This window comes from Pseudomonas urethralis, assembly GCF_021602465.1.
Classification (GTDB): domain Bacteria; phylum Pseudomonadota; class Gammaproteobacteria; order Pseudomonadales; family Pseudomonadaceae; genus Aquipseudomonas; species Aquipseudomonas vlassakiae.
Map to the genome: position 1 here is coordinate 80703 of NZ_BQIJ01000010.1, position 25699 is coordinate 106401.

General features: G+C 64.0%; 21 protein-coding genes. 13 read left to right on the forward strand and 8 right to left on the reverse strand.

All coding sequences use genetic code 11. The annotated features are described in order from the left end of the window. Nucleotides 1-127: 127 nt before the first annotated feature. Both L6D64_RS17285 and L6D64_RS17290 read right to left on the reverse strand, forming a co-directional pair. Nucleotides 128-1753, reverse strand: a complete 1626-nt coding sequence (locus tag L6D64_RS17285) for an ABC transporter substrate-binding protein (protein ID WP_176508718.1) — start codon at nucleotides 1751-1753, stop codon at nucleotides 128-130. A gap of 417 nt (nucleotides 1754-2170) precedes the next feature. After that, complete coding sequence (locus L6D64_RS17290) at nucleotides 2171-2887, reverse strand: SIMPL domain-containing protein (RefSeq protein ID WP_176508717.1); 717 nt, start codon at nucleotides 2885-2887, stop codon at nucleotides 2171-2173. Nucleotides 2888-3089: 202 nt separating this feature from the next. Between L6D64_RS17290 and L6D64_RS17295 the strand changes: the two genes are divergently transcribed. From L6D64_RS17295 to L6D64_RS17310, 4 genes are all read left to right on the forward strand, one after another. Continuing rightward, nucleotides 3090-4346, forward strand: coding sequence for an ATP-binding protein (locus tag L6D64_RS17295; protein ID WP_054886987.1), 1257 nt, complete (start codon nucleotides 3090-3092; stop codon nucleotides 4344-4346). Then, on the forward strand, nucleotides 4346-4906 hold the full coding sequence (locus tag L6D64_RS17300; RefSeq protein WP_054886988.1) for a response regulator transcription factor: 561 nt from the start codon (nucleotides 4346-4348) through the stop codon (nucleotides 4904-4906). Before L6D64_RS17295 ends, L6D64_RS17300 begins: the two co-directional genes overlap by 1 nt. Before the next feature lie 200 nt (nucleotides 4907-5106). Continuing rightward, nucleotides 5107-6048, forward strand: coding sequence for an AEC family transporter (locus L6D64_RS17305; protein ID WP_054886989.1), 942 nt, complete (start codon nucleotides 5107-5109; stop codon nucleotides 6046-6048). A gap of 57 nt (nucleotides 6049-6105) precedes the next feature. After that, nucleotides 6106-7464, forward strand: coding sequence for an amino acid permease (locus L6D64_RS17310; protein ID WP_176508716.1), 1359 nt, complete (start codon nucleotides 6106-6108; stop codon nucleotides 7462-7464). Between the two features lie 19 nt (nucleotides 7465-7483). Here the strand turns inward: L6D64_RS17310 and L6D64_RS17315 are convergent, their stop codons facing one another. From L6D64_RS17315 to gatC, 5 genes are all read right to left on the reverse strand, one after another. Further along, nucleotides 7484-8527 carry a calcium/sodium antiporter gene (locus L6D64_RS17315; protein WP_176508715.1) on the reverse strand — a complete coding sequence of 348 codons (1044 nt, stop codon included), beginning with the start codon at nucleotides 8525-8527 and terminating at the stop codon, nucleotides 7484-7486. Between the two features lie 72 nt (nucleotides 8528-8599). Further along, the gene (locus L6D64_RS17320) at nucleotides 8600-8974 is read right to left on the reverse strand and encodes a septal ring lytic transglycosylase RlpA family protein (protein WP_082433675.1); all 375 of its coding nucleotides are present in this window, start codon (nucleotides 8972-8974) and stop codon (nucleotides 8600-8602) included. Between the two features lie 134 nt (nucleotides 8975-9108). Next, nucleotides 9109-10554, reverse strand: coding sequence for an Asp-tRNA(Asn)/Glu-tRNA(Gln) amidotransferase subunit GatB (gene gatB / locus L6D64_RS17325; protein ID WP_176508714.1), 1446 nt, complete (start codon nucleotides 10552-10554; stop codon nucleotides 9109-9111). Between the two features lie 11 nt (nucleotides 10555-10565). After that, nucleotides 10566-12017, reverse strand: a complete 1452-nt coding sequence (gatA, locus tag L6D64_RS17330; RefSeq protein WP_176508713.1) for an Asp-tRNA(Asn)/Glu-tRNA(Gln) amidotransferase subunit GatA — start codon at nucleotides 12015-12017, stop codon at nucleotides 10566-10568. Between the two features lie 15 nt (nucleotides 12018-12032). Then, nucleotides 12033-12320, reverse strand: a complete 288-nt coding sequence (gene gatC, locus L6D64_RS17335; RefSeq protein WP_054887192.1) for an Asp-tRNA(Asn)/Glu-tRNA(Gln) amidotransferase subunit GatC — start codon at nucleotides 12318-12320, stop codon at nucleotides 12033-12035. Nucleotides 12321-12524: 204 nt separating this feature from the next. Between gatC and mreB the strand changes: the two genes are divergently transcribed. The 8 genes from mreB to tldD all read left to right on the forward strand — a co-directional run bounded on the left by mreB (nucleotide 12525) and on the right by tldD (nucleotide 23616). Further along, on the forward strand, nucleotides 12525-13562 hold the full coding sequence (gene mreB, locus L6D64_RS17340) for a rod shape-determining protein MreB (protein ID WP_003255163.1): 1038 nt from the start codon (nucleotides 12525-12527) through the stop codon (nucleotides 13560-13562). A gap of 162 nt (nucleotides 13563-13724) precedes the next feature. Further along, nucleotides 13725-14768 (forward strand): rod shape-determining protein MreC, encoded by a 1044-nt coding sequence (gene mreC / locus L6D64_RS17345; protein WP_176508742.1) that lies wholly within the window; start codon nucleotides 13725-13727, stop codon nucleotides 14766-14768. Then, nucleotides 14768-15256 carry a rod shape-determining protein MreD gene (mreD, locus tag L6D64_RS17350; RefSeq protein WP_054887193.1) on the forward strand — a complete coding sequence of 163 codons (489 nt, stop codon included), beginning with the start codon at nucleotides 14768-14770 and terminating at the stop codon, nucleotides 15254-15256. The genes mreC and mreD overlap by 1 nt, the downstream gene beginning before the upstream one ends. A gap of 30 nt (nucleotides 15257-15286) precedes the next feature. After that, the gene (locus L6D64_RS17355; protein ID WP_176508712.1) at nucleotides 15287-15898 is read left to right on the forward strand and encodes a Maf family protein; all 612 of its coding nucleotides are present in this window, start codon (nucleotides 15287-15289) and stop codon (nucleotides 15896-15898) included. Nucleotides 15899-15952: 54 nt separating this feature from the next. Further along, the gene (gene rng, locus L6D64_RS17360) at nucleotides 15953-17410 is read left to right on the forward strand and encodes a ribonuclease G (protein ID WP_176508711.1); all 1458 of its coding nucleotides are present in this window, start codon (nucleotides 15953-15955) and stop codon (nucleotides 17408-17410) included. 82 nt (nucleotides 17411-17492) lie between these two features. Then, on the forward strand, nucleotides 17493-21308 hold the full coding sequence (locus L6D64_RS17365; RefSeq protein ID WP_176508710.1) for a YhdP family protein: 3816 nt from the start codon (nucleotides 17493-17495) through the stop codon (nucleotides 21306-21308). A 14-nt stretch (nucleotides 21309-21322) separates the two neighbouring features. After that, a complete protein-coding gene (locus L6D64_RS17370; protein ID WP_176508709.1) occupies nucleotides 21323-22174 on the forward strand; it encodes a carbon-nitrogen hydrolase family protein in 852 nt (283 codons plus the stop codon). A 2-nt stretch (nucleotides 22175-22176) separates the two neighbouring features. After that, nucleotides 22177-23616: a metalloprotease TldD gene (gene tldD, locus L6D64_RS17375; RefSeq protein WP_176508708.1), complete on the forward strand. Its 1440-nt coding sequence runs from the start codon at nucleotides 22177-22179 to the stop codon at nucleotides 23614-23616. Nucleotides 23617-23657: 41 nt separating this feature from the next. On the opposite strand, the gene yjgA is transcribed toward tldD, so the two are convergent. Further along, nucleotides 23658-24179, reverse strand: coding sequence for a ribosome biogenesis factor YjgA (gene yjgA / locus L6D64_RS17380; protein ID WP_176508707.1), 522 nt, complete (start codon nucleotides 24177-24179; stop codon nucleotides 23658-23660). A 109-nt stretch (nucleotides 24180-24288) separates the two neighbouring features. Between yjgA and pmbA the strand changes: the two genes are divergently transcribed. Continuing rightward, on the forward strand, nucleotides 24289-25635 hold the full coding sequence (gene pmbA / locus L6D64_RS17385; RefSeq protein WP_176508706.1) for a metalloprotease PmbA: 1347 nt from the start codon (nucleotides 24289-24291) through the stop codon (nucleotides 25633-25635). Nucleotides 25636-25699 lie beyond the last annotated feature (64 nt).

Here is a 25699-nt window from a genome sequence, read left to right on the forward strand (position 1 = left end):
TCAAGCCGCTTCGGGGTACGAATGACGGCAACAGTTTCCCGACCCCGTCGCGGGTAGCGTCGGAGGGGGCACGAAATGCTTGGTGGTGAGGCGCACCCGCCGTCGAGGGCGGGTGCGGGCAGCTACCCTATTTGTCCACGCTGACGCCGTAGAAACTGTTCAACCCGAACGGGCTGATCTTGAAGTCCTTCACCTTGGCGCTCATCGGTTGGTAGACCGTGGAGTGGGCGATCGGAGTGATCGGCACCTGTTCCTTGAGGATGTGCTGGGCCTTCTGGTACAGCTCGGTGCGCTTGGCCTGGTCGGACGTGGCCTTGGCCTGCTTGATCAGGTCGTCGTAGGGCTTGTAGCACCACTTGGAGAAGTTGTTGCCGTCGACGGCGTCGCAGCCGTACAGGGTGCCGAGCCAGTTGTCCGGGTCACCGTTGTCACCGCTCCAGCCGATCAGCATGGCGCCCTGTTCGCCGCCTTTGGAGCGCTTGATGTACTCGCCCCACTCGTAGCTGACAATCTTCGCTTTGACACCGATCTTGGCCCAGTCGGACTGCAGCATCTCGGCCATCAGCTTGGCGTTGGGGTTGTAGGGGCGTTGCACGGGCATGGCCCACAGGGTGATCTCGGTGCCTTCCTTGATGCCGGCTTCCTTGAGCAGTTGTTTGGCCTTCTCGGGGTCGTACGGTGCGTCCTTGATGCTGGTGTCATACGACCACTGGGTGGGCGGCATGGCGTTGACCGCCAGCTGGCCCGCGCCCTGGTAGACCGATTCGATGATCTTCTTCTTGTCCACGGCCATGTCCAGTGCCTGGCGGACTTGCAGCTGGGCCATCGGGTTAGGCTCGTTGCTGCCCTTGATCTTGTCCATCACGTTGTAGGCGATGTAGCCGAGGTTGAAGCCGGCCTGCTGGGGCATCTGCAGGTTCTTGTCGGCCTTCAGCGGCTCGATGTCGGCCGGCCGCGGGAACAAGGTAACCTGGCACTCGTTCTTCTTCAGCTTCTGCATGCGCACGGAGGCGTCGGTAGAGATGGCGAAGATCAGGTTGTCGATCTTCACATCTTCGGGCTTCCAGTAGTCCTTGTTGCCCTTGAAGCGGATCTGCGCGTCCTTCTGGTACTTGCTGAACACGAACGGGCCGGTGCCGATCGGCTTCTGGTTGATGTCGGCGGCCTTGCCGTCCTTGAGCAATTGCCCGGCGTACTCGGCGGACTGGATGGAGGCGAAGCTCATGGCCAGGTTCTGGATGAACGCGGCGTCCACTTCATTGAGGGTGAACTTTACGGTGTGATCGTCAAGCTTCTCCACCTTGGCGATGTTCTTGTCCATGCCCATGTCGGTGAAGTACGGGAATTCGGTGGGGTAGGCCTTACGGAACGGGTGATCCTTGTCGAGCATGCGGTTGAAGGTGAACAGCACGTCGTCGGCGTTGAATTCGCGGGTCGGCTTGAAGTAGTCGGTGGTGTGGAACTTCACCCCTTCGCGCAGGTGGAAGGTATAAGTCTTGCCGTCGTCGGCCACGTCCCATTTGGTTGCCAGGCCCGGGATGACCGCGGTGCCGCCGCGTTCGAACTGGGTCAGGCGGTTGAACACGGTCTCGGCCGAGGCGTCGAAGTCGGTTCCGGTGGTGTATTGCCCCGGGTCGAAGCCGGCCGGGCTGCCTTCGGAGCAGAACACCAGGTTGGACGCGGCCTGGGCCAGTGGAGCACCGGCGAGCAAGCCTGCACCTAGCAGGAACGGAATGACTGCGTGTTTGAGCATGGTGGCCTCATTGTTGTCATTTTTGGGGTTGAGGTGGCCTCGTGAGCCGACCTGCGGATACTTATGCAGGGGGTATTCCCAATGCAACAGGGAGAAGGATAGTTGGCGTCAGAAAAGTAGTACGAGCGTACATGGATGTCGCATTCGTATAACTTTCAGCGAAGTTGAACGTTTGCGCGGGCGAAATGATGGCTTTTTGCGAGATGTTTCGGTGCGGGGGAGAGTGTAGGACGCACCTCTATGGTGCGTAGGAAATATCTGAAAAGCTTGAATTTGACGCGATCCCTGTGGGAGCGGCCTTGCGTCGCGAAGGGCCGCAAGGCGGCCCCGGCAATATAGCGGTTCAGCCGAGATCTTGGGGCCGCTGCGCGCCCCTTTCGCGACACAAGGCCGCTCCCACAGGATTTTTGTGGTCGCTTAGGGCATCTGCACTTCGATCAGCCCATCGGCATTCATGCTGACTTCACTGGTACCCGCCTCGATATCCGGTGCTGGCGCGGCCTCGTCAGCGCCCATGGCCTTCATCGCCATCGGCGCGCTACGCAGGTAAGGGCGTGGGTAACCGGAGCTGTTCAGGTTCAGGCTGACCACTTTATAGCCCTTGCCGCCCAATGCTTCGGTGGCCAGCTGTGCGCGGGCCTTGAACGCATTGACCGCATCCTTGAGCAGCTCGTCTTCGCTGGCCTTGCGCGTGGCCGGGGCGATGGAGAAGTCCATGCTGCCCATCTTCAGGTCCTGCAGCAGGTCGGCGGTGAGCTGGGACAGGGCCGGGAAATCGGCACCTTCCAGGCGCAGCTCGGCGCGTTCACGCCAGCCGGTTATCTTCTGCCCTTTGCTGTCATACACCGGGTAGCTGTTGCGGCTGCCCTGGCTGATTTTCACGTCCTTGACCTGGCGCGCCTGCTGCACGGCCTTGTTCATGGTTTCGGTGATTTGCTTGGCGAGCTTGCCGGGGTCGGTATTCTGCGCTTCGCTGTAGAGGGTCACGACCATCAGGTCGCGCGCCACTTCCTTGCTGACTTCGGCGCGCAACGATACCTGGTTGTAACGCGGTTCGTCGGCCGCCAGGGCCGGCAGGCTGGCGAGCAGGCCACAGGACAGGATCAGGGCTGCGCCGCGACGTGGAATGTGCATGTGTTACTCCTTGGCAATGATAGGCGTGGGTTGAGGTCATCCTTTCCACGCATGGCCCATCAGACCGGGACCCGTGTAGTGGGTTCAAAAGTGCCACCATGAACATGTGACAAAGTGTGGCGCTTTGCCGCATCGCTGCAGTGGGGCGCCCGGCTTCGGTATACTCCAGCCGATTTTACTGGAGCACACATCGGGAGAGCGCATGCTCGCCGCCGCACAACCGCTGTCCGCAACACGCCAGAACCTCTGGCGCCTGACTGTCATTCGCGTTCTGGTCCTGGCCGCCCAGGCAGGCTCCGTGGGCGTCGCCTACTGGACCGACCTGCTGCCACTGCCATGGCTTTCGTTGGCTGCGACCCTGGCCCTGTCGTCGCTGCTCTGCGCCTTCACTGCCCTGCGCCTGCGCCTGTCGCTGCCGGTCACCGAGACCGAATATGCCTTGCAGCTGGCCTGCGACCTGCTGATCCACAGTGCCTTGCTGTACTACTCGGGTGGCTCGACCAACCCGTTCGTATCCTATTACCTGGTGCCGCTGGCCATCGCTGCGGTGACCTTGCCGTGGCTGTATTCGCTGATCCTCTCGGGCATCGCCCTGACCGCCTACAGCCTGCTGCTGGTGCAGTTCTACCCGCTCGAGGGGCTGCCGATGGCGCGGGACAAGATGCAGGTCTACGGCATGTGGCTGAGTATCGCCCTGGCCGCCGCCGTGATCACCTTCTTTGCCGCGCGCATGGCCGAGGAACTGCGCCGTCAGGAGCAACTGCGCTCCGAGCGCCGCGAAGAAAGCCTGCGTGACGAACAGTTGCTGGCCGTGGCCACCCAGGCTGCCGGCGCGGCCCACGAACTGGGCACCCCCTTGGCGACCATGAGCGTGCTGCTCAATGAAATGCGCCAGGACCACACCGACCCACTGCTTCAGGAAGACCTGCAGATCCTTCAGGACCAGGTCAAGCTGTGCAAGGAAACCCTGCAGCAACTGGTGCGCGCCGCCGAGGCCAACCGCCGTCTGGCGGTGGTCGAACAGGACGTCACCGCCTGGCTCGACGAAGCGTTGAACCGCTGGCACCTGATGCGCCCGGAGGCCAGCTACCGCTTCCAGCGCCTGCGCGACGGCCTGGTGCCGCGCCTGACGCCGCCACCGGACCTGACCCAGGCGCTGCTGAACCTGTTGAACAATGCCGCCGATGCCTGCCCCGATGACCTGCAGGTGACCCTTGACTGGGACGCCCAGGACATCCTGATCAGCATCCGCGACCATGGCCCGGGTGTACCGCCGGCCATCGCCGAAGCAATCGGCAAACCCTTCATTACCACCAAAGGCAAAGGCTTCGGCCTGGGCCTGTTCTTGAGCAAGGCCAGCGTGACCCGTGCGGGCGGTTCGGTGAAACTCTATAGTCATGAACAGGGTGGCACCCTGACCGAACTGCGCCTGCCCCATGGCAAGCGAGGAGATGAATGATGAGCGAAGAAAACCAGGTCGAAGGCGAAGAGCTGCCGCACCTGTTGCTGGTGGACGATGACGCCACCTTTACCCGGGTCATGGCCCGGGCCATGAGCCGCCGCGGTTTCCGTGTGAGCACTGCCAGCTCTGCCGAGGAAGGCCTGCTTCTGGCCCAGCAGGACCTGCCGGACTACGCCACGCTGGACCTCAAGATGGAAGGCGACTCGGGCCTGGTGCTGCTGCCCAAGCTGCTGCAGCTGGACCCGGAGATGCGCGTGGTGATCCTGACCGGTTACTCGAGCATCGCCACCGCCGTCGAGGCGGTCAAGCGCGGTGCCTGCAACTACCTGTGCAAGCCGGCCGACGCCGACGACGTGCTGGCGGCACTGCTGTCGGAACATGCCGACCTGGACTCGCTGGTGCCGGAAAACCCGATGTCGGTAGACCGTCTGCAATGGGAGCACATCCAGCGCGTGCTGAATGAGCACGAGGGCAATATCTCCGCCACTGCGCGGGCGCTGGGCATGCACCGTCGCACCCTGCAGCGCAAATTGCAGAAGCGCCCGGTTCGCCGCTGACCTTCAGCCGCCTGTACCGGCCCTTTCGCGGGTGAACCCGCTCCCACAGGGTATATGCGATCCCTGTAGGAGCGGGTTTACCCGCGAAGAGGCCGGCACAGACAGAAGCTTGTTTAAAGTCCTGCTCGATCCCCGCATTTCCTGACGCGTTGGCGTATCATTAGCCGCCTAACGGCAACCCCCATCAGGACCGCTTGCGCATGCTCGCCCTTCTTATCCAGACGCTGAACATCACGGCCCCCGTCTTCGCCATGCTGTTCATGGGCGTGCTGCTCAAACGTATCCACCTGATCGACGACAACTTCAACCGCGTCGCCTCGCAGCTGGTGTTCAACGTCTGCATGCCAGCGTTGCTGTTCCTCGGCATCTACCACGCCGACCTGGCCACCGCGGTACAGCCCAGGGTCATCCTCTACTTCGTGGTCGCCACCCTGGTCGGCTTTGCCGTGGCCTGGGGCATGGCCATCTGGCGCAGCCCTCTGGCCGACCGTGGCATCTACACCCAGGGTGCGTTCCGCGGCAACAACGGCGTGATCGGCCTGGCCCTGGCTGCGAGCCTCTATGGCGATTACGGCATCTCCCTGGGGGCGGTGCTCGCCGGCCTGGTGATCCTCATGTACAACTCCCTGTCGGCGGTGGTGCTGGCGGTGTACAGCCCGGACCTCAAGTCCGACCCGTGGAGCATCTGCAAGAGCATCCTGAGCAATCCGCTGATCATCAGTGTGCTGGTGGCCACGCCCTTGGCCTACGGCCAGGTGCCGCTGCCGAACTGGCTGCTGACGTCGGGCGACTACCTGGCGCAGATGACCCTGCCGCTGGCGCTGATCTGCATCGGTGGCACCCTGTCGTTGGCGGCCCTGCGCGACAGCGGCAGGCTGGCCATCGATGCGAGCCTGGTGAAGATGGTGCTGCTGCCGCTGATCGGCACCTTGGGGGCCTGGTTGTGCGGCTTCCGGGGGGCCGAGCTGGGCATCCTGTTCCTCTACATCGGCAGCCCGACGGCGGCGGCCAGCTACGTCATGGCCCGCGCCGCCAACGGCAACCATGAACTGGCGGCCTCGATCATCGTGATAACCACGTTAATGGCGGCGATCACCACCAATATTGGTATTTTCATATTGCAGTGGGGCGGATGGATCTAGATCCTTGACTGCAAAACAACAGCAACAACACTGCCTCACTGAGCCAAAGGATACTTCATGCAAGACCAGAGCACGCCCGAGCCGCTGAAGCGCGGGCTGAAGAATCGCCATATCCAGCTGATTGCGCTGGGTGGTGCCGTCGGTACCGGGCTGTTTCTGGGCATCGCCCAGACCATCCAGCTGGCGGGTCCCGCCGTTTTGCTGGGCTACGCCATCGCCGGCCTGATGGCCTTCTTCATCATGCGCCAATTGGGAGAGATGGTGGTCGAGGAGCCTGTCGCCGGCAGCTTCAGCCACTTCGCCCACCAATACTGGAGCGAGTTCGCCGGGTTCGTTTCCGGTTGGAACTATTGGGTGGTGTACGTGCTGGTCGGCATGGCCGAGCTCACGGCCGTGGGTATCTATGTGCAGTACTGGTGGCCGGCGTTCCCGACCTGGGCCACGGCGGCGATCTTCTTCGTGGTGATCAACCTGATCAACCTCACCCAGGTGAAGGTCTACGGCGAAATGGAGTTCTGGTTCGCCTTGGTCAAGGTGGTAGCGATCGTCAGCATGATCGGTTTCGGCGCCTGGATGCTCGCCAGTGGCCACGGCGGCCCGGATGCCAGCGTGGCCAACCTGTGGCAATACGGCGGGTTCTTTCCCAATGGCGTGACCGGGCTGGTGATGGCGCTGGCGGTGATCATGTTCTCCTTCGGTGGCCTGGAGCTGGTCGGCATTACCGCCGCCGAGGCCGACAACCCGCGCCAGAGCATCCCCAAGGCGACCAACCAGGTGGTCTACCGCATCCTGATCTTCTACATCGGTGCCCTGGCCGTGCTGCTGTCGCTGTACCCTTGGCAGAAGGTGGTGCAAGGCGGCAGCCCGTTCGTGATGATCTTCCACGAACTGGACAGCGACCTGGTGGCGACCATCCTCAACATCGTGGTGTTGACCGCTGCGTTGTCGGTGTACAACAGCTGTGTGTACGCCAACAGTCGCATGCTGTTCGGCCTGGCCAGCCAGGGTGATGCGCCGCGCCAGTTGCTCAAGGTCAGCCGCAGCGGCGTGCCCCTGACGGCGTTGGCAGTTTCAGCCTTTGCGACCGGCATGTGCGTGCTGATCAACTACCTGATGCCTGGCGAGGCGTTCGGCCTGCTGATGGCGTTGGCGGTGTCGGCGCTGGTGATCAACTGGGCCAGCATCAGCATTACCCACCTGAAGTTCCGCAAGGCCAAGCTGGCGGCCGGGATCAACCCGTTCTACCAGAGCTGGGGGCACCCGCTGACCAACTACCTGTGCCTGGCATTCATCGTGCTGATTCTGGTGGTGATGTACCTGACCCCGCCGATCCGCATCTCGGTGGTCCTGATCCCGGCGTGGATTGCGGTGCTGTGGCTGGCCTTCAAGCTGAAGAAGGCTCGGCAGGGAAGATAGTCAAAGCAGGCCTGCCCTGTCAGTGCTGCCTGCGCCAGGCTCGGGCCGTGGTGTACAGCAACACCGTGCCCAGCACCGGCAGCACATAGAACAGCATCAACCGCTCCAGCCGCCCGGCCAGTGGCATACCCATGGTGAAGGCTGCCACATGCAGGCCATAGACCAGGTACAGGCAGAGGAACACCAGCCCCTCGCTGCGGGTGATCCGGTAGCCGGAATAGAACACCGGCAGGCTCAGGGCCGCGACACCCAGCATCACCGGCAGGTCGAATGCCAGCGCATTGGGCGAGATGGTCAACGGCTCGGGTGTGATCAGTGCGGTCAGGCCGAGCACTCCCAGCAAGTTCAACAGATTGCTGCCGATCACCGTGCCGACGGCAATCTCCCGTTCGCCGCGAATGGCGGCAATCAGCGCGGCGGCAAGCTCGGGCAGGGATGTACACACGGCGACCACCGTCAGGCCGATGACCCGCTCGGACAGTCCGAGATCGGTGGCCACTTCAATGGCCGCCTCCAGCAGCAGGTGGCCGGCCAGGCTCAACAGGCCAAGGCCGAACAGCACCTGTAGCAGCGCCCCGGACCAGAAGCGCCCAGCGCTGGCTACAGCGGCATCCTGGGCCGGATAGGTGCGGGCATAGTGGCGCGACTGGTGCCAGAGCATGGCCAGGTAGCCCGCCAGGGCGAGCAGCAACAGCAACCCTTCGGCCCGGCCCAGGTGGCCATTGCCACAGAGCGCATAGACCAGGGCGCTGGCGGCAATCATCAGCGGGATGTCCAGGCGCACCAGCTGGCGCGATACCCGCAGTGGAATGATCAGCGCGGCCAGGCCGAGGATGACCAGTACGTTGAAGATGTTGCTGCCGATCACGCTGCCCACGGCCACGTCGGGCGCACCTTGATAGGCGGCTTGCAGGCTTACGGTCAGCTGCGGTGCAGTACTGCCGAAGGCCACCAGGCTAAGGCCGATGATCAAGGGGCGCACGCGCAGGCGTTCGGCCAGGCGCAGCGCCGCACGCACCAGCAGTTCGGCACCGGCGATCAGCAGCAGCAGGGCAGCGCCCATTTGCAGCAGGCTGAAGGTAGGGAGGGTGGCCAGGTCGAAAATGATGGAGCTCCAGTCAGGGCAGGTGACAGGTCAATCGCTCAGACCTTGTACCCGGACGCGCGCCGTTCCGCTACGGAGCATGCCGATTTTTTCTGCTGCAGCACGTGACAGGTCGATCAGCCGGCCTCGGGTATGCGGGCCGCGGTCGTTGATGCGGACCACCACGCTGCGATCGTTGGCCAGGTTGGTGACCAGCACCCGGCTGCCGAATGGCAGGCTGCGGTGGGCCGCGGTGAGGCCGTGCTGGTTGAACGGTTCGCCGCTGGCAGTGCGTTTGCCATGGTGGCGCGAGCCGTAATAGGACGCGGTGCCGGTTTCGTTGTAACCGCGGGGGTCGATGTCGTGGCTGGCGCAACCGGCCAGGAAGGAGAAGAGGGCGAGGGTACCTAGGGATCGTTTCAGCAATTGGGATGCTCCGGTGCATTGGGGCCGCTGTGCGGCCCATCGCGGATGAATCCGCTCCTACAGGCATGTCGCTGTTCTCTGTAGGAGCGGATTCATCCGCGATCGAGGGCAAGGCCCTCGCCGCTTTTTTCAGCTCACCCTTCGAGCTTGGCCTTGAGCAGTTGGTTCACCTGCCCCGGGTTGGCCTTGCCTTTGGAGGCCTTCATCGCCTGGCCGACGAAGAAGCCGAACATCTTGCCGCGCTTGGCCTCGTCAGCGGCACGATACTGTTCGACCTGCTCGGCGTTGGCAGCGAGCACTTCATCGAGCATCTTGTCGATCGCACCGGTATCGGTGACCTGCTTGAGGCCCTTGCTCTCGATGATGCTGTCGGCATCGCCTTCACCCGCGGCCATCGCCTCGAACACGGTCTTGGCGATCTTGCCGCTGATGGTGTTGTCACGGATGCGCAGCAGCATGCCGCCCAGGTGCGCGGCGCTGACCGGCGCCTGATCAATTTCGATGCCCAGCTTGTTCAGCAGGCTACCCAGTTCGACCATGACCCAGTTGGCGGCCAGCTTGGCGTCGCCACCGATCTTCGCCACTTCTTCGAAGTAATCCGCCTGTTCGCGGCTGGAAGCCAGCACGTTGGCGTCGTAGGCCGACAGGCCGTACTGGCTCTGGAAGCGCTCGACCTTTTGTGGTGGCAGCTCCGGCAGGCCGGCGCGGACGGTTTCGAGGAAGCTGTCCTCGATCACCACCGGCAGCAGGTCCGGGTCGGGGAAGTAACGGTAGTCGTTAGCCTCCTCCTTGCTGCGCATGGAGCGGGTCTCGTCCTTGTTCGGGTCGTACAGGCGGGTTTCCTGGACAACCTTGCCGCCGTCCTCGATCAGGTCGATCTGGCGCTGGATCTCGCTGTTGATCGCGCGCTCGATGAAACGGAACGAGTTGACGTTCTTGATCTCGCAGCGGGTACCGAATTCGGCCTGGCCTTTCGGCCGGATCGACACGTTGCAGTCACAGCGCAGCGAGCCTTCGGCCATGTTGCCGTCGCAGATACCCAGGTAGCGCACCAGCGCGTGGATGGCCTTGACGTAGGCCACGGCTTCCTTGGCGCTGCGCATGTCCGGCTCGGAGACGATTTCCAGCAGCGGGGTGCCGGCGCGGTTCAGGTCGATGCCGGTCGAGCCGCTGAAGTCTTCGTGCAGGCTCTTGCCGGCATCTTCCTCGAGGTGGGCACGGGTGACGCCGATGCGCTTGATGGTGCCGTCTTCCAGGGCGATGTCCAAGTGGCCCTTGCCGACGATCGGCAGGTCCATCTGGCTGATCTGGTAGCCCTTGGGCAGGTCCGGGTAGAAGTAGTTCTTGCGCGCGAACACGTTACGCTTGCCGATTTCGGCATCGATCGCCAGGCCGAACATGCAGGCCATGCGCACGGCTTCCTGGTTCAGCACCGGCAGTACGCCGGGCATCCCCAGGTCAACCAGGCTGGCCTGGGTGTTCGGCTCGGAGCCGAAGGTGGTGGCGCTGCCGGAGAAGATCTTCGACTGGGTGGCCAGCTGGGTATGAATCTCCAGCCCGATCACAACTTCCCATTGCATGTGTGAATTCCTCAGAAGCCGTTAGGGGCGCGGGTGTGCCAGTCGGTGACTTGCTGGTAACGGTGCGCGACGTTGAGCAGGCGGCCTTCCTGGAAGTACGGTGCCAGCAGCTGCACGCCGACCGGCAGGCCATCGACGAAGCCGGCTGGCATCGACAGGCCTGGCAGGCCCGCCAGGTTGGCGGTGATGGTGTAGACGTCTTCCAGGTAGGCGGCGACCGGGTCGCTGCTCTTGGCGCCAAGCTTCCAGGCCGGGTTCGGCGTGGTCGGGCCGAGGATCAGGTCGACCTCGGCGAAGGCGGCCATGAAGTCGTTCTTGATCAGGCGGCGGATCTGCTGCGCCTTGACGTAGTAGGCGTCGTAGTAGCCGGCCGACAGGGCGTAGGTGCCGACCATGATGCGGCGCTGCACTTCGGTACCGAAGCCTTCGCCACGGGAGCGCTTGTACAGGTCGGTCAGGTCTTTCGGCTCTTCGCAGCGGTAGCCGAAGCGCACACCGTCGAAGCGCGACAGGTTGGAGGAGGCTTCTGCCGGCGCGATCACGTAGTACGCCGGAATGGCATGCTGCATGTTCGGCAGGCTGATTTCCTTGACCACCGCACCGAGCTTTTCCAGCTCCTTGACGCTGGCCTGGACCAGCTCGGCGATGCGCGGGTCGAGGCCGGCACCGAAATACTCCTTCGGCAGGCCGATGCGCAGGCCCTGCAGCGAGCCGTTGAGGGCGGCGCTGTAGTCCGGCACCGGCTCGTCGATGCTGGTGGAGTCCTTGGCATCGAAGCCGGCCATGCCTTGCAGCAGCAGGGCGCAGTCTTCGGCGGTGCGCGCCAGCGGGCCACCCTGGTCGAGGCTGGAGGCGTAGGCAATCATGCCCCAGCGCGACACGCGACCGTAGGTCGGCTTGAGGCCGGTGAGGTTGGTCAGTGCCGCCGGCTGGCGGATCGAGCCACCGGTGTCGGTGCCGGTGGTGGCCGGCAGCAGGCGCGCGGCCACGGCTGCCGCGGAACCGCCGGACGAGCCGCCTGGCACGTGCTCGAGGTTCCACGGGTTCTTCACCGCGCCGTAGTGGCTGGACTCGTTGGCCGAACCCATGGCGAATTCGTCCATGTTGGTCTTGCCCAGGGTGACCATGCCGGCTTCGGCCAGCTTGGCGACCACGGTGGCGTCATACGGCGCCTTGAAGTTGTCGAGCATCTTCGAGCCGCAGCTGGTGCGCACGCCGAGGGTGCAGAACAGGTCCTTGTGGGCGATCGGTGCGCCGAGCAGTGCACCGGTTTCGCCAGCGGCGCGACGGGCGTCGGCAGCACGCGCCTGGCTCAGGGCCAACTCTTCGGTGACGCTGATGAAGCTGTTGATCTGTGGGTCGATCTGCTTGACGCGCGCCAGCAGGGCGCCGGTCAGCTCTTCGGAGGAAAACGACTTGTCGGCGAGTCCGCGGGCGATCTCGGCCAGGGTCAATTCATGCATGGCAGGCTCTATCCCTTACTCGATGACTTTCGGAACCAGGTACAGACCGCTTTCGGTCATTGGTGCGATGGCCTGGTAGGCGTCGCGCTGGTTGCTTTCGGTGACCTGGTCGGGACGCAGGCGCTGGCTGGCCTCCAGGGGGTGGGCCAGGGGCTCGATGCCGTTGGTGTCGACCGCTTGCATCTGGTCGACCAGGCCGAGAATGCTGTTCAGGGCGTCAGTAATGCGTGGCAGTTCGCCTTCATTCAGGCCCAGACGGGCCAGATGGGCAATCTTTTCCACGTCGCTGCGTTCAAGCGCCATGGTGATCTCCAGGGGAAACAAAGAACCGAATAGGGTCCGCGGTGAGGAACATGTCAGCATTTTGGCGGTCCAACGGCCGCGATCATCTGCTGGCGTGCTCGGAAAAACAGCCAATTTAACATATTGGCTCCTTGCCCAAAATCCCTGCCATTGTTAGAGTTTGCCGCACTTTTTTACCCACGCTTTCCCCAGGGTCACTTTCCCATGTTCAAGAAACTGCGTGGCATGTTTTCCAGCGATCTTTCCATCGACCTGGGGACTGCCAACACCCTTATTTACGTGCGTGAGCGCGGTATCGTCCTGAATGAGCCCTCGGTTGTTGCCATCCGTACCCACGGCAACCAGAAAAGCGTCGTCGCCGTCGGTACCGAAGCCAAGCGCATGCTGGGCCGCACGCCTGGCAACATTGCTGCCATTCGTCCGATGAAGGACGGCGTCATCGCCGACTTCAGCGTTTGTGAAAAAATGTTGCAGTACTTCATCAACAAGGTTCACGAAAACAGCTTCCTGCAGCCCAGCCCGCGCGTGCTGATCTGCGTGCCGTGCAAATCGACCCAGGTCGAGCGCCGCGCCATTCGCGAGTCGGCCCTGGGTGCCGGTGCCCGTGAAGTGTTCCTGATCGAAGAGCCGATGGCCGCTGCCATTGGTGCCGGCCTGCCGGTCGAAGAAGCCCGTGGCTCGATGGTCGTCGATATCGGTGGCGGTACCACCGAAATCGCACTGATCTCGCTGAACGGCGTGGTCTATGCCGAGTCCGTCCGGGTTGGCGGCGACCGCTTCGACGAAGCCATCGTCACCTATGTGCGCCGCAACTACGGCAGCCTGATCGGCGAGTCCACCGCCGAGCGCATCAAGCAGGAAATCGGCACCGCCTACCCGGGCGGCGAGGTGCGCGAAGTCGACGTGCGCGGCCGTAACCTGGCCGAGGGCGTACCACGCGCCTTCACCCTGAACTCCAACGAAGTCCTGGAAGCCCTGCAGGAATCCCTGGCGACCATCGTCCAGGCGGTCAAGAGCGCCCTGGAGCAATCGCCGCCGGAGCTGGCCTCCGACATCGCCGAGCGCGGCCTGGTGCTGACCGGTGGTGGCGCGCTGCTGCGTGACCTCGACAAGCTGCTGGCGCAGGAAACCGGCCTGCCGGTGATCGTCGCCGAAGACCCGCTGACCTGTGTCGCCCGTGGCGGTGGCCGCGCTCTGGAGATGATGGACAAGCACGCGATGGACCTGCTCTCCAGCGAGTGATCCCCCGCTGCTTTCGAAAGCCCGGTTTACAGGTAGCACGCGCAGTGCTACCTGTATGCGCTGGCTGGCGTCCATCGCGGCGTCGTTTCCGTCAACCCGCAACCAGGCTGGTGCGTTGTCCCATGTCCAATGACCTCCTGAGTCGTCCACGAGGAACGGCCCATTAAACCGCTTTTCTCCAAGGGCCCTTCGCTGGGCGTTCGCCTGCTGGTACTGGTAGTGCTGTCGGTCGCGCTGATGGTTGTCGACGCGCGTTTCGACGTGCTCAAGCCGGTGCGCAGCCAGATGGGCCTGGTGCTCATGGAATCGTACTGGATCACCGACCTGCCGCAGCGGATGTGGCAAGGCGTGGCCGGCCAGTTCGGCAGCCGCACCGAGCTGATCGCTGAAAACGAAAAACTCAAGACCGAAGCCCTGCTGCTTCAAGGGCGCCTGCAGAAGCTGGCGGCCCTGACGGAGCAGAACGTGCGCTTGCGTGAGTTGCTCAACTCCTCGGCGCTGGTCAACGAAAAGGTCGAAGTGGCCGAGCTGATCGGCGTCGACCCCAATCCGTTCACCCACCGCATTCTGATCAACAAGGGTGAGCGCGATGGTGTGTTCCTGGGGCAGCCGGTACTCGATGCCCGTGGCCTGATGGGCCAGGTGGTCGAGCTGATGCCGTATACCTCGCGGGTCCTGCTGTTGACCGACACGACCCACAGCATTCCGGTGCAGGTCAACCGCAACGGCCTGCGCGCCATCGCCAGCGGCACCGGCAACCCGGAGCGCCTCGAATTGCGCCATGTCGCCGACACCGCCGACATCAAGGAAGGTGACCTGCTGGTGAGCTCTGGCATGGGCCAGCGTTTCCCGGCCGGCTACCCGGTGGCCACGGTCAACGAAGTGATCCACGATTCCGGGCAGCCGTTTGCCATCGTCCGCGCCATTCCAACCGCCGCGCTCAACCGCAGCCGCTACATGTTGCTGGTGTTCAGTGACCGCCGGACACCGGAGCAGCGGGCCACCGAAGCAGCCATCGCCCAGGAAGAGGCCGATCGCAAGGGCACTGGCCAACCTGCTGCCAATGCCGAGCAGCCGGCAGTTGCCCCAGCCCCGGCACAGCCAGCGGCGCCGGCCGCTACGGGTCAGGCGCCTGCGGCCCCGGCTGCAGCGCCCGGCAACCCTGCCGCCGCGCCTGCGGCGCCCGCCCATCCCCGGAGGCAATGATGGCCAAGTCGCGCCGCAACCACGGTTGGGTCATCTGGCTGACGTTCGCCATCGGCCTGCTGCTCAGCGTTTCACCCATGCCGCAGTTCCTTGAAGTGTTCCGGCCCATGTGGCTGGCGATGCTGGTGTCGTTCTGGACCTTGAACGTGCCAGGCAAGGTGGGCATGACCACCGCTTTCATTCTGGGGCTGGCCGAGGACGTGCTGTACGGCACCTTGCTGGGGCAGAACGCGCTCATCCTCACGCTCATCACGTTCCTCGTGCTGTCGCTGCAGCAGCGCCTGCGCATGTTCCCGCTGTGGCAGCAGAGCCTGGTGATCCTGGTGATCTTCGGTATCGCCCAGCTGATCCAGCTGTGGCTCAGTGCGCTCACCGGCAATCGCCTGCCAACCTTGGCGCTGGTCTGGCCAGCCGTGATCAGTGCCTTGCTCTGGCCATGGATCAGCTTCGCCCTGCGCGACCTGCGCCGACGTTTGCGCATCAACTGACGGCGCTGCCACTGACAGGGAGATGTCCAGATGAAACCACTCTACCTCGCCTCCGGCTCACCGCGCCGGCGTGAACTGCTCGGCCAGATCGGCGTGCCGTTCACCGTCATCAGTGCCCCCGTCGATGAAACCCCGCTGCCGGGCGAAAGCGCCGAGGCCTATGTCGAGCGCCTGGCCCGGGCCAAGGCCGAAGCTGGCCTGGCTACCCTGCAAGGCCCTGCCGTGGTGCTTGGCGCCGACACGGCGGTGGTGCTCGATGGCCGCATTCTGGGCAAGCCTGAAAACCGTGAACAGGCCTTGACGATGCTGGCCGACCTGGCTGGCCGAGAGCATCAGGTGCTGACGGCCGTGGCCTTGAACGATGGCCAGCATTGCGAAAGCCGGTGTGTCAGCAGTGTCGTGCGTTTTCGCCCTGTCGATGGCGCTGAAGCCGAGCGCTACTGGGCCAGTGGCGAGCCTGCGGACAAGGCGGGGGGCTACGCCATCCAGGGCCTGGGTGCAATATTCGTCACCGGGCTCGACGGCAGTTACTCGGCGGTGGTTGGCCTGCCCTTGAGCGAAACGGCCGAGATGCTCGCCCGGTTCGGTATCGCCTGCTGGCAGATACCGGCACTTTTGCCAGAGGTAACAAACCAGCGGTAGCCAGCCCAGCACGCGCGATCCATCATTACCGAAGACCTTTGACGAGAGCCTGCCATGAGTGAAGAGATCCTGATCAACATCACCCCGATGGAATCACGCGTGGCGGTGGTGGAAAACGGGGTGCTGCAGGAAGTGCACGTCGAGCGCACCCAGCGCCGCGGCATCGTCGGCAATATCTACAAGGGCAAGGTCGTGCGGGTGCTGCCGGGCATGCAGGCGGCATTCGTCGACATCGGCCTGGAGCGCGCGGCGTTCATCCATGCGTCGGAAATATCCCAGCGTGAAGGCTCGGCGGTGGAGAACATCACCGCACTGGTGCACGAGGGCCAGGCCCTGGTGGTGCAGGTGACCAAAGATCCGATCGGCACCAAGGGTGCACGCCTGACCACGCAGCTGTCGATCCCCTCGCGTTACCTGGTGTACATGCCCCGCAGCAGCCATGTCGGCATTTCCCTGAAGATCGAAGACGAAGCCGAACGCGAGCGCCTCAAGCAGGTGGTCAGCGACTGTATGAACAGCGAGAACATCAAGGACGCCGGGGGCTTCATCCTGCGTACCGCTGCCGAGGGGGCGCGGGCTGAAGAAATCCTCCAGGACATCCGTTACCTGCGCCGCCTGTGGGAGCAGATCGGCAGCCAGATCCAGACCTGCGGCGCGCCCACGGTCATTTATGAAGACCTCGGCCTGGCCCTGCGCACGCTGCGTGACCTGGTCAACCCGAAGATCGAGAAAATTCGTATCGACTCGCGGGAAACCTTCCAGAAAACCACGCAGTTCGTCGCCGAGCTGATGCCGGAGATCGCTGATCGCCTGGAGCATTATCCAGGCGAGCGGCCAATCTTCGACCTGTACGGGGTCGAGGACGAAATCCAGCGCGCCCTGGAGCGCAAGGTGCCGCTCAAGTCCGGTGGCTACCTGGTGGTCGACCCGGCCGAGGCAATGACCACCATTGACGTCAATACCGGTGCGTTCGTCGGCCACCGCAACCTGGAAGAAACCATCTTCAAGACCAACCTCGAAGCCGCCACGGCCATCGCTCGGCAGCTGCGCCTGCGCAACATCGGCGGGATCATCATCATCGACTTCATCGACATGGAAGACGAAGAGCACCAGCGCCAGGTGCTGCGCACCCTGGAAAAGCAGCTGGAGCGGGATCATGCCAAGACCAACATCATCGGCATCACCGAGCTGGGCCTGGTGCAGATGACCCGCAAGCGCACCCGTGAGAGCCTCGAACAGGTTCTCTGCGAGCCATGCATCGCCTGTCAGGGGCGCGGCAAGCTGAAGACCCCCGAGACCATCTGTTACGAGATCTTCCGCGAGATCCTCCGCGAAGCCCGTGCCTACCAGGCTGAGGGTTATCGTGTGCTGGCCAATCAAAAGGTGGTCGATCGCCTGCTGGACGAAGAGTCCGGCAACGTTGCCGAACTGGAGACCTTCATTGGCCGAACCATTCGCTTTCAGGTCGAGTCGATGTATTCGCAGGAACAATACGATGTGGTGCTGCTCTGAGGCTTTCTGATACCCGCCCCGGATGGCGCTGGCTGGCAAGACCGGCACGTCGGGCCATCATGGATAAACGACCTGGAGGGCCATGGCCATGGGACGTCTGAACCGCGTTCTTGTCGCCTTGACCCGTTGGGGGCTGGGCATCTGTGCCTTGCTCGCGGTGCTGGTGGCATTGTATGTCAGCCTCGGCCGCGAGCTGGTGCCGCTGGTGGCCGAATACCGTGGCGACGTCGAGAGCAAGGCTGAACAGGCGCTTGGGCTACCCGTGCATGTCGGGGCCCTGGAAGGGCGCTGGAGCGGCCTGGCGCCGGTATTGCGCGTGCGTGACCTGCAACTGGGCGAGGGCGCATCGGCCCTGCGCCTGGATGACGTCAAGGTGGTACCGGACCTGTGGGCCAGCCTGACCTCCCGTGAAGTGCGCCTGGCACGCATCGAACTCGGTGGCCTGCAACTGATTCTGCGCGAGGACGAGCAGGGTGGCTGGGCCCTTGAAGGGTTGCCTAAAAAGGATGACGCGCCGCTGGATCCTGCCGAGTTGCTGCAGCGCTTGCGTCAATTGGGCCGCATCGATGTGTTCGACAGCCAGGTCACCCTGCAGCCCTGGCAGCGCGACCCGTTGACCCTTACCTATGTCAGCGTCGGCCTGCAAGCCGGGGCTTCACGCCAGGCTCTCGACCTGCGGGCGACCTTGCCCGACGGCCAGCCGCTGGCGCTCAATCTGCGCAGCCGGGCAAATGCCAAGGCTTGGCGCGATGGCGCGGTCGAGGCCTACCTGAGCCTGCCGCAGAGCGACTGGGCGCGGTGGTTGCCGCCTGCTTTGCTGGGCCAGTGGCGGGCGGAAGCGCTGAAGGCCGGTGGCGAGTTCTGGGTCGACTGGAGCAAGGGCCAGTTGCAGCAGGCAGTGGTGCGCCTCAACGCACCGCAACTGCGCGGTGCCTACGCCGAGCGCAAGGCGGTGGCCCTGGACAACCTCGCGTTGACCGCCTGGTTCCAGCGCCGCGATCAGGGTTTCGATGTGCTGGTGGACTCACTCGCGGCGAGCATCGGCAAGAGCCGCTGGGAATCGCATCTGCAAGTAAACCAGCGCCTGGGTGACGACCCGGTCGACGAAACCTGGCAGGTGCAGGCCGACCGCCTTGACCTCACCCCGTTGACCCCGCTGATCGATGCCCTGGCACCCCTGTCGGACAAGCTCATGGCCGTGGTCGATGGGCTGAACGTCACCGGGGCGCTGCGCAACGTCCGGCTCGAAGCACGGCCAAACGCCGAGGGCGACCAGCGGCTGCAGTTCGCCGCCAACCTGGAGAGGGTCGGTTTCGATGCCTATCATGGCGCACCGGCGGCCGGCAATGTCAGCGGCAGCATCAGCGGCGACCTCGGGCATGGCGAGCTGCGTCTGGATACTGACGCATTCATGCTGCACCTGTACCCGATCTTCGCCAAACCCTGGCAATACCAGAAGGCCAATGCGCGCCTGACCTGGGCGCTCGACAAGCATGGTTTCACCCTCGTCGCCCCCTACCTCAAGGTGCTGGGCGAGGAGGGCAAGATTGCTGGCGATTTCCTGATTCGCCTGCTGTTCGACGAAGGCACCGAAAGCTACATGGACCTGCGTGTCGGCCTGACCGAAGGCGATGGCCGCTATACCGCCAAGTACCTGCCCGAAGTGCTGAGCCCGGCCCTAGACGAATGGCTGCGCAGCGCCATCGTCAAGGGCAACGTCGACGAGGGCTACTTCCAGTACCAGGGTTCGTTGAACCACGGCGCCACGCCGGAGGCTCGCAGCATCAGCCTGTTCTTCAAGGTTCACGACGCCGCACTCGACTTCCAGCCTGGCTGGCCGCAGGTGCAGCAGGTGGACGGCGATGTGCTGATCGAAGACAGCGGCGTGCGCATCAAGGCCAGCAAGGGCTTGCTGCTCGACACCAAGGTCAGCGACGTCAGCGTGAATATTCCCCATGTCGACAGCGGCCAGCACAGCCATCTGTACCTCGACGGCAATTTCGACGGCAGCCTTGGCGATGGTTTGAAAATCCTCAAGGAAGCCCCGATCGGGACTGGCGAGATCTTCGCCGGCTGGGAAGGCGAGGGCCCTCTCAAGGGCAATGTGAAGCTCGACGTACCCTTGGCCCATGGCGAGCGGCCAAAAGTGCTGGTGGACTTCGCCACTGCCGATGCACGTCTCAAGGTGACCCCGCCCAGCCTGGACCTGACGCGCCTCAAGGGTGACTTCAGCTTTGACTTCGACAAGGGGCTGAGCGGCAAGAACATCAGCTTGCAGGTGTTCGGCAAGCCGGTCACTGCGCAAATCACCGCCGAGGGCCAGCCCGGGCAGATGCAGACGCGCATCAGCGCCAGTGGTCAGGCTTCGCTGAAGTCCCTGACCGACTGGTTGCAGTTCAGGCAGACCTTGCCCGCCTCAGGCGACCTGCCGTACCAGTTGCAAGTCAATCTGGGCAGTCGTGATAACAGCCTGAACGTCACCTCTTCGCTCAAGGGCTTGACCATCGACCTGCCGGCTCCGTTCGGCAAGGCGGCGGCGGAGACCCGCGACAGTCGTTTCGGCATGAACCTGCAAGGGCCTGAGCGGCGATTCGATGCGGCTTACGCCGACCTGGCCCGTTTCGCCTACGCCGCACCGGCCGACAAGCTGGGCCAGGGCCGTGGCGAACTGTTGCTTGGCGCCGGGCAGGCGCAGCTGCCAGCGGCTCAGGGGCTGCGGGTCAAGGGGCGGCTGGAAAGCCTGGACCTGGGCCCCTGGCAGGAACAGGCCGCTCGCTTTGCGGGTGACGACCCCGGTGGCAATGCCCGGCAGAACTTGCAGAGCGTCGACCTGAGCATCGGCCAGCTGAAGGCCTTCGGCATGGACCTGAACCAGGCCGTCGTGCGCCTGACCCGGGGCGGCGCTGCCTGGGACCTGCGCCTGGACAGCAAGGAAGTCATCGGTAACGCGCGCCTGCCGGATGCCAAGGCCGCGCCGCTGGTGGTGCGCCTGCAGACATTGCGCCTGCCGCCCGCCGACCCCGCTGAAACCCAATCGGAAGAAGGCCCCGACCCGTTGGCCTCGTTTGACCCACGCAAGGTGCCGGCGCTGGACCTGAGCATCGACAAGCTGTACCGCGGCGACGACTTGTTCGGCAATGTCGGGCTGAAGTTGCGCCCCACCGCACGGGGCGTGGCTGCGCAAGACATCGAGCTTGACTTCAAAGGCTTGCATGTCGATGGCAGCGGCGGTTGGGAAGGCGAAACGGGGGCTACCAGCAGCTGGTACAAAGGCCGGCTCGATGGCAAGAACCTGGCCGATGTGCTCAAGGCCTGGGGGTTCGCCCCGACCGTGACCAGTCGCGATTTCCGCCTGGATGTGGATGGCCGTTGGCCGGGTTCGCCCGCCTGGGTCGGCCTCAAGCGCTTCTCTGGCAGCATGGATGCGGCCTTGCGCAGCGGTCAGTTCGTCGAGGTGGAAGGTGGCGCCCAGGCCCTGCGTGTGTTCGGCCTGCTCAACTTCAACTCGATTGGCCGGCGCTTGCGGCTGGACTTCTCCGACCTGTTCGACAAGGGCCTGGCCTATGACCGGGTCAAGGGCCTGCTGGTGGCCAGTAGCGGCGTCTACGTGACCCGCGAGCCAATCAGCGTGACCGGGCCGTCGAGCAACTTTGAGCTCGATGGCACCCTCGACCTGGTGCGCGATCGGGTCGCTGCCAACCTGCAGGTGACCCTGCCGGTGACCAACAACCTGCCACTGGCCGCGTTGATCGTCGGTGCGCCTGCGGTCGGGGGCGCGCTGTTCCTGGTCGACCGGCTGATCGGCGACCGTGTGTCGCGTTTTGCCAGTGTGCACTATCGCGTCGAAGGACCGGTGAAAGAGCCTAAAATCACGTTTGTGAAACCGTTCGATAAATAATTGCGGGAGTGCCCATGAAGGCAGCGGTCATCCAGATGGTCAGCCAGGACGATGTGCTGGCCAACCTGCAACGTGCAGGCGCCTTGCTCGAACAGGCAGCCCTGGGCGGCGCTCGGTTGGCGGTGCTGCCGGAAAACTTCGCGGCAATGGGCCGCAAGGATGCCGCCGCCATCGGCCGCGCCGAAGCCATGGGCGAAGGCCCGATCCTGCCGTGGTTGAAACGTACCGCACGTGACCTCAGATTATGGATTGTTGCCGGTACCTTGCCGTTGCCGCCACAAGGCCAGCCTGACGCCAAGGCTCATGCCTGTTCGCTGCTCATCGACGAACACGGCGAAGTGGTGGCGCGCTATGACAAGCTGCATCTGTTCGACGTGGATGTGGCTGACAACCGGGGCCGCTACCGCGAGTCGGATGACTATGCCCATGGTGCGCAGGTGGTGGTGGCCGATACGCCGCTAGGCCGATTGGGGCTCAGCGTGTGTTACGACCTGCGCTTCCCCGAGCTGTACAGCGCCTTGCGCAGCGCAGGGGCGGAGTTGATCACGGCACCGGCTGCCTTTACTGCGGTCACAGGCGCAGCGCATTGGGAAGTGCTGATCCGCGCCCGGGCCATTGAAACCCAGTGCTATGTTTTGGCGGCGGCTCAAGGCGGTACCCACCCAGGCCCGCGGGAAACCCATGGCCACGCCGCGATCGTCGACCCTTGGGGGCGGATCGTCGCAGAACAGGCGCAAGGCGAAGCGGTTTTGCTCGCCGAGCGTGACATTGATGAACAGGCGTCCATTCGGGCGCGCATGCCGGTTACCACGCACCGGCGCTTTTTCTCGCAGGACGCCTTGCGGCCTGCGCACACCTCGGAGTGACTATGAGCCAGATGTTATCCACCGTCAGCGAGCAACTCCTGGCCCCGGGCGGACTCACCCTCGACAGCCTGCAGAGCGTGCTGGGCGAGCTGGCAGGCCCCGGCATCGATGCGGCGGACCTGTATTTCCAGGGCCAGATCTCGGAAACCTGGGCGCTGGAGGACGGCATCGTCAAAGAAGGCAGCTTCAACCTGGACCAGGGCGTCGGTGTGCGTGCCCAGTCCGGTGAGAAGACCGGCTTCGCCTACAGCAATGCCATCAACCTCGAGGCGCTGACCTCGGCGGCCCGTGCGGCCCGCTCGATTTCCCGCGCCGGCCAGCACGGCACGGTCCAGGCGTTCCGCAGCCAGGACGTGACGGCGCTGTATGCACCGGACAACCCGCTGGACGTGCTCAGCCGTGCCGAGAAGGTCGAGCTGCTCAAGCGTGTGGATGCGGCCACCCGTGCCCTCGATCCGCGAATCCAGCAAGTCAGCGTAAGCATGGCCGGCGTCTGGGAGCGCATCCTGATTGCCGCCGCTGACGGTAGCCTGGCCGCTGATGTGCGCCCGCTGGTGCGTTTCAACGTCAGCGTCATCGTCGAGCAGAATGGCCGCCGCGAGCGTGGCGGGCAGGGGGGCGGTGGGCGTACCGACTACCGCTTCTTCACTGAAGACCGCGTCATGGGCTATGCCCGCGAAGCGCTGCGCCAGGCACTGGTGAACCTCGAAGCCATCCCGGCCCCGGCCGGTACCTTGCCAGTGGTTCTGGGGTCCGGCTGGTCGGGCGTGCTGCTGCACGAAGCGGTCGGCCATGGCCTGGAAGGCGACTTCAACCGCAAAGGCAGCTCGGCATTCAGTGGGCGGATCGGCGAGAAGGTGGCTTCGCCCCTGTGCACCATCGTCGACGACGGCACCCTCGAGGGGCGCCGCGGCTCATTGAGTGTCGATGACGAAGGCACGCCGACCGAATGCACCACGTTGATCGAGAACGGCATCCTCAAGGGCTACATGCAGGACAAGCTCAATGCGCGCCTGATGGGCATGGCGGTTACCGGCAACGGTCGCCGCGAGTCTTATGCGCACCTGCCGATGCCGCGCATGACCAACACCTACATGCGGGCCGGCAAGAGCGATCCACAAGAAATCATCGCTTCGGTGAAGAAGGGTATCTACTGCGCCAACCTCGGTGGTGGCCAGGTCGATATCACCAGTGGCAAGTTCGTGTTCTCGACCAGCGAAGCCTACCTGATCGAAGACGGCAGGATCACCGCCCCGGTGAAAGGCGCGACCCTGATCGGCAACGGGCCGGAGGCCATGAGCCGGGTGTCGATGGTCGGTAACGACCTGGCGCTGGACAGTGGAGTGGGGACGTGTGGCAAAGATGGCCAATCGGTGCCGGTAGGCGTCGGGCAGCCGACCTTGAAGCTCGATGCGATTACCGTGGGCGGTACAGGCGCTTGATCGATGTCCGGGGGCTGCAAGGCAGCCCCAGGCGGCGGCAGTCAGCGCAGCCCGCGCTGCATCTCGTCGAGATCGCGGATGTATTTGAACACCTTGCGCGCAGCGGCAGGCGGTTTGTTCCGCGCCTTTTCGTGCTGGGCATGACGAATCAGCGAGCGCAGTTGCTGGCGATCGGTCTCGGGGTATTCGTTGACGAAACGCTCGAGGTCTTCATCGTTACCGTCGATCAGGCGGTCGCGCCAGCGTTCCAGGTTGTGGAAGCGCTCGTTGTACTGGCGGCTGGAGCTGTCGATCTGCTCGAGCACGGCGTGGATGGCGTCCAGGTCCTGGTCGCGCATCAGCTTGCCGACGAACGACATGTGGCGTTTGCGTGCGCCGTGGGCGGTGTGCTTGCTGGCGTCGGCCAGGGCGTTGCGCAGCTCGTCGGTGAGCGGCAGGCGCGCCAGGGTGTCGGCCTTGACCGTGGTCAGGCGTTCGCCGAGTTCGACCAGCGCATGCAGTTCGCGCTTGATCTGGGTTTTGCTTTTTTCGCCGTCGAAGGCGTCGTCGTATGAATCAACCATGGTGGCAGTCCGCTAGAAATCGCCGCCATGATAACCAGTCGGGGGCCGCTTGTCCGTGCCCGGTCGTAGAATGACCCTCGCCGAACGCAGAATTTGAGTGGAGAAAACCATGAGTGCAGTCCAGAGCGTAGGCCCCAAGGACCTGCCAGCGTTGCAAGAGCAGGTCGAGGCGATCATTGCAGAAGCACGCAAGCAAGGCGCCAGTGCCTGCGAAGTGGCGGTGTCGCTGGAGCAGGGCCTGTCCACCACGGTGCGTCAGCGCGAGGTCGAGACGGTGGAATTCAACCGCGACCAGGGCTTCGGCATCACCCTCTATGTCGGCCAGCGCAAGGGCTCGGCCAGCACGTCGGCCAGTGGCCCGGATGCCATCCGGGAAACCGTGGCCGCTGCTCTGGCGATTGCCAGACACACCTCCGAGGACGAGTGCTCAGGGCTGGCTGATGCCGCACTGATGGCCCGCGAAATCCCCGACCTCGACCTCTATCACGACTGGGACATCGAGCCCGAGAAGGCCATCGAGATGGCCCTGGCCTGCGAGGCGGCCGCATTCGACGCCGACACGCGCATCCTCAATGCCGATGGCACCACCCTGAACACTCACCAGGGTTGCCGCGTGTACGGCAACAGCCACGGCTTCATCGGTGGCTACGCCTCGACCCGGCACAGCCTGAGCTGCGTGATGATCGCTGAAGGCGAAGGCCAGATGCAGCGTGACTACTGGTATGACGTGAACCGCCAGGGCCACCTGCTGGCCGACCCGCGCAGCATCGGCGTGCGCGCCGCGCAGCGCGCCGCCAGCCGCCTTGGTGCGCGGCCGGTGCCGACCTGTGAAGTGCCCGTGCTGTTTTCCGCCGAGCTGGCGGGTGGCCTGTTCGGCAGTTTCCTGTCGGCCATCTCGGGCGGCAACCTGTACCGCAAGTCGTCGTTCCTCGATGGCGCTATCGGGCAGCGCCTGTTCCCGTCCTGGCTGACACTCGACGAGCGCCCCCACATTCCTCGCGCGCTGGGCAGCGCCGCATTCGACGGTGACGGCCTGGCGACCTACGCGAAGCCGTTCGTCGATAAAGGCGAGCTGGTGTCGTACCTGCTGGGTACCTACTCCGGACGCAAGCTGGGCTTGCCAAGCACTGCCAACGCCGGGGGCGTGCACAACCTGTATGTCACTCACGGCGTCGAAGACCAGGCGGCGCTGATCCGGCGCATGGGCCGTGGCCTGCTGGTGACCGAGCTGATGGGCCATGGGCTGAACATGGTGACCGGCGACTACTCGCGGGGTGCGGCGGGCTTCTGGATCGAGAACGGCGAGATTCAGCATGCCGTACAGGAAGTGACGATTGCCGGCAATATGAAAGACATGTTCCAGCAAATTGTGGCAATTGGCTGTGATCTTGAAACCCGTAGCAATATCCACACAGGGTCGGTCCTGATCGAGCGGATGACGGTCGCTGGCAGCTGACATCGGGACAGGAATGCCCAGCGTCAATGAAACCCGGCCATCGTGCCGGGTTTTTTCTTTCCTG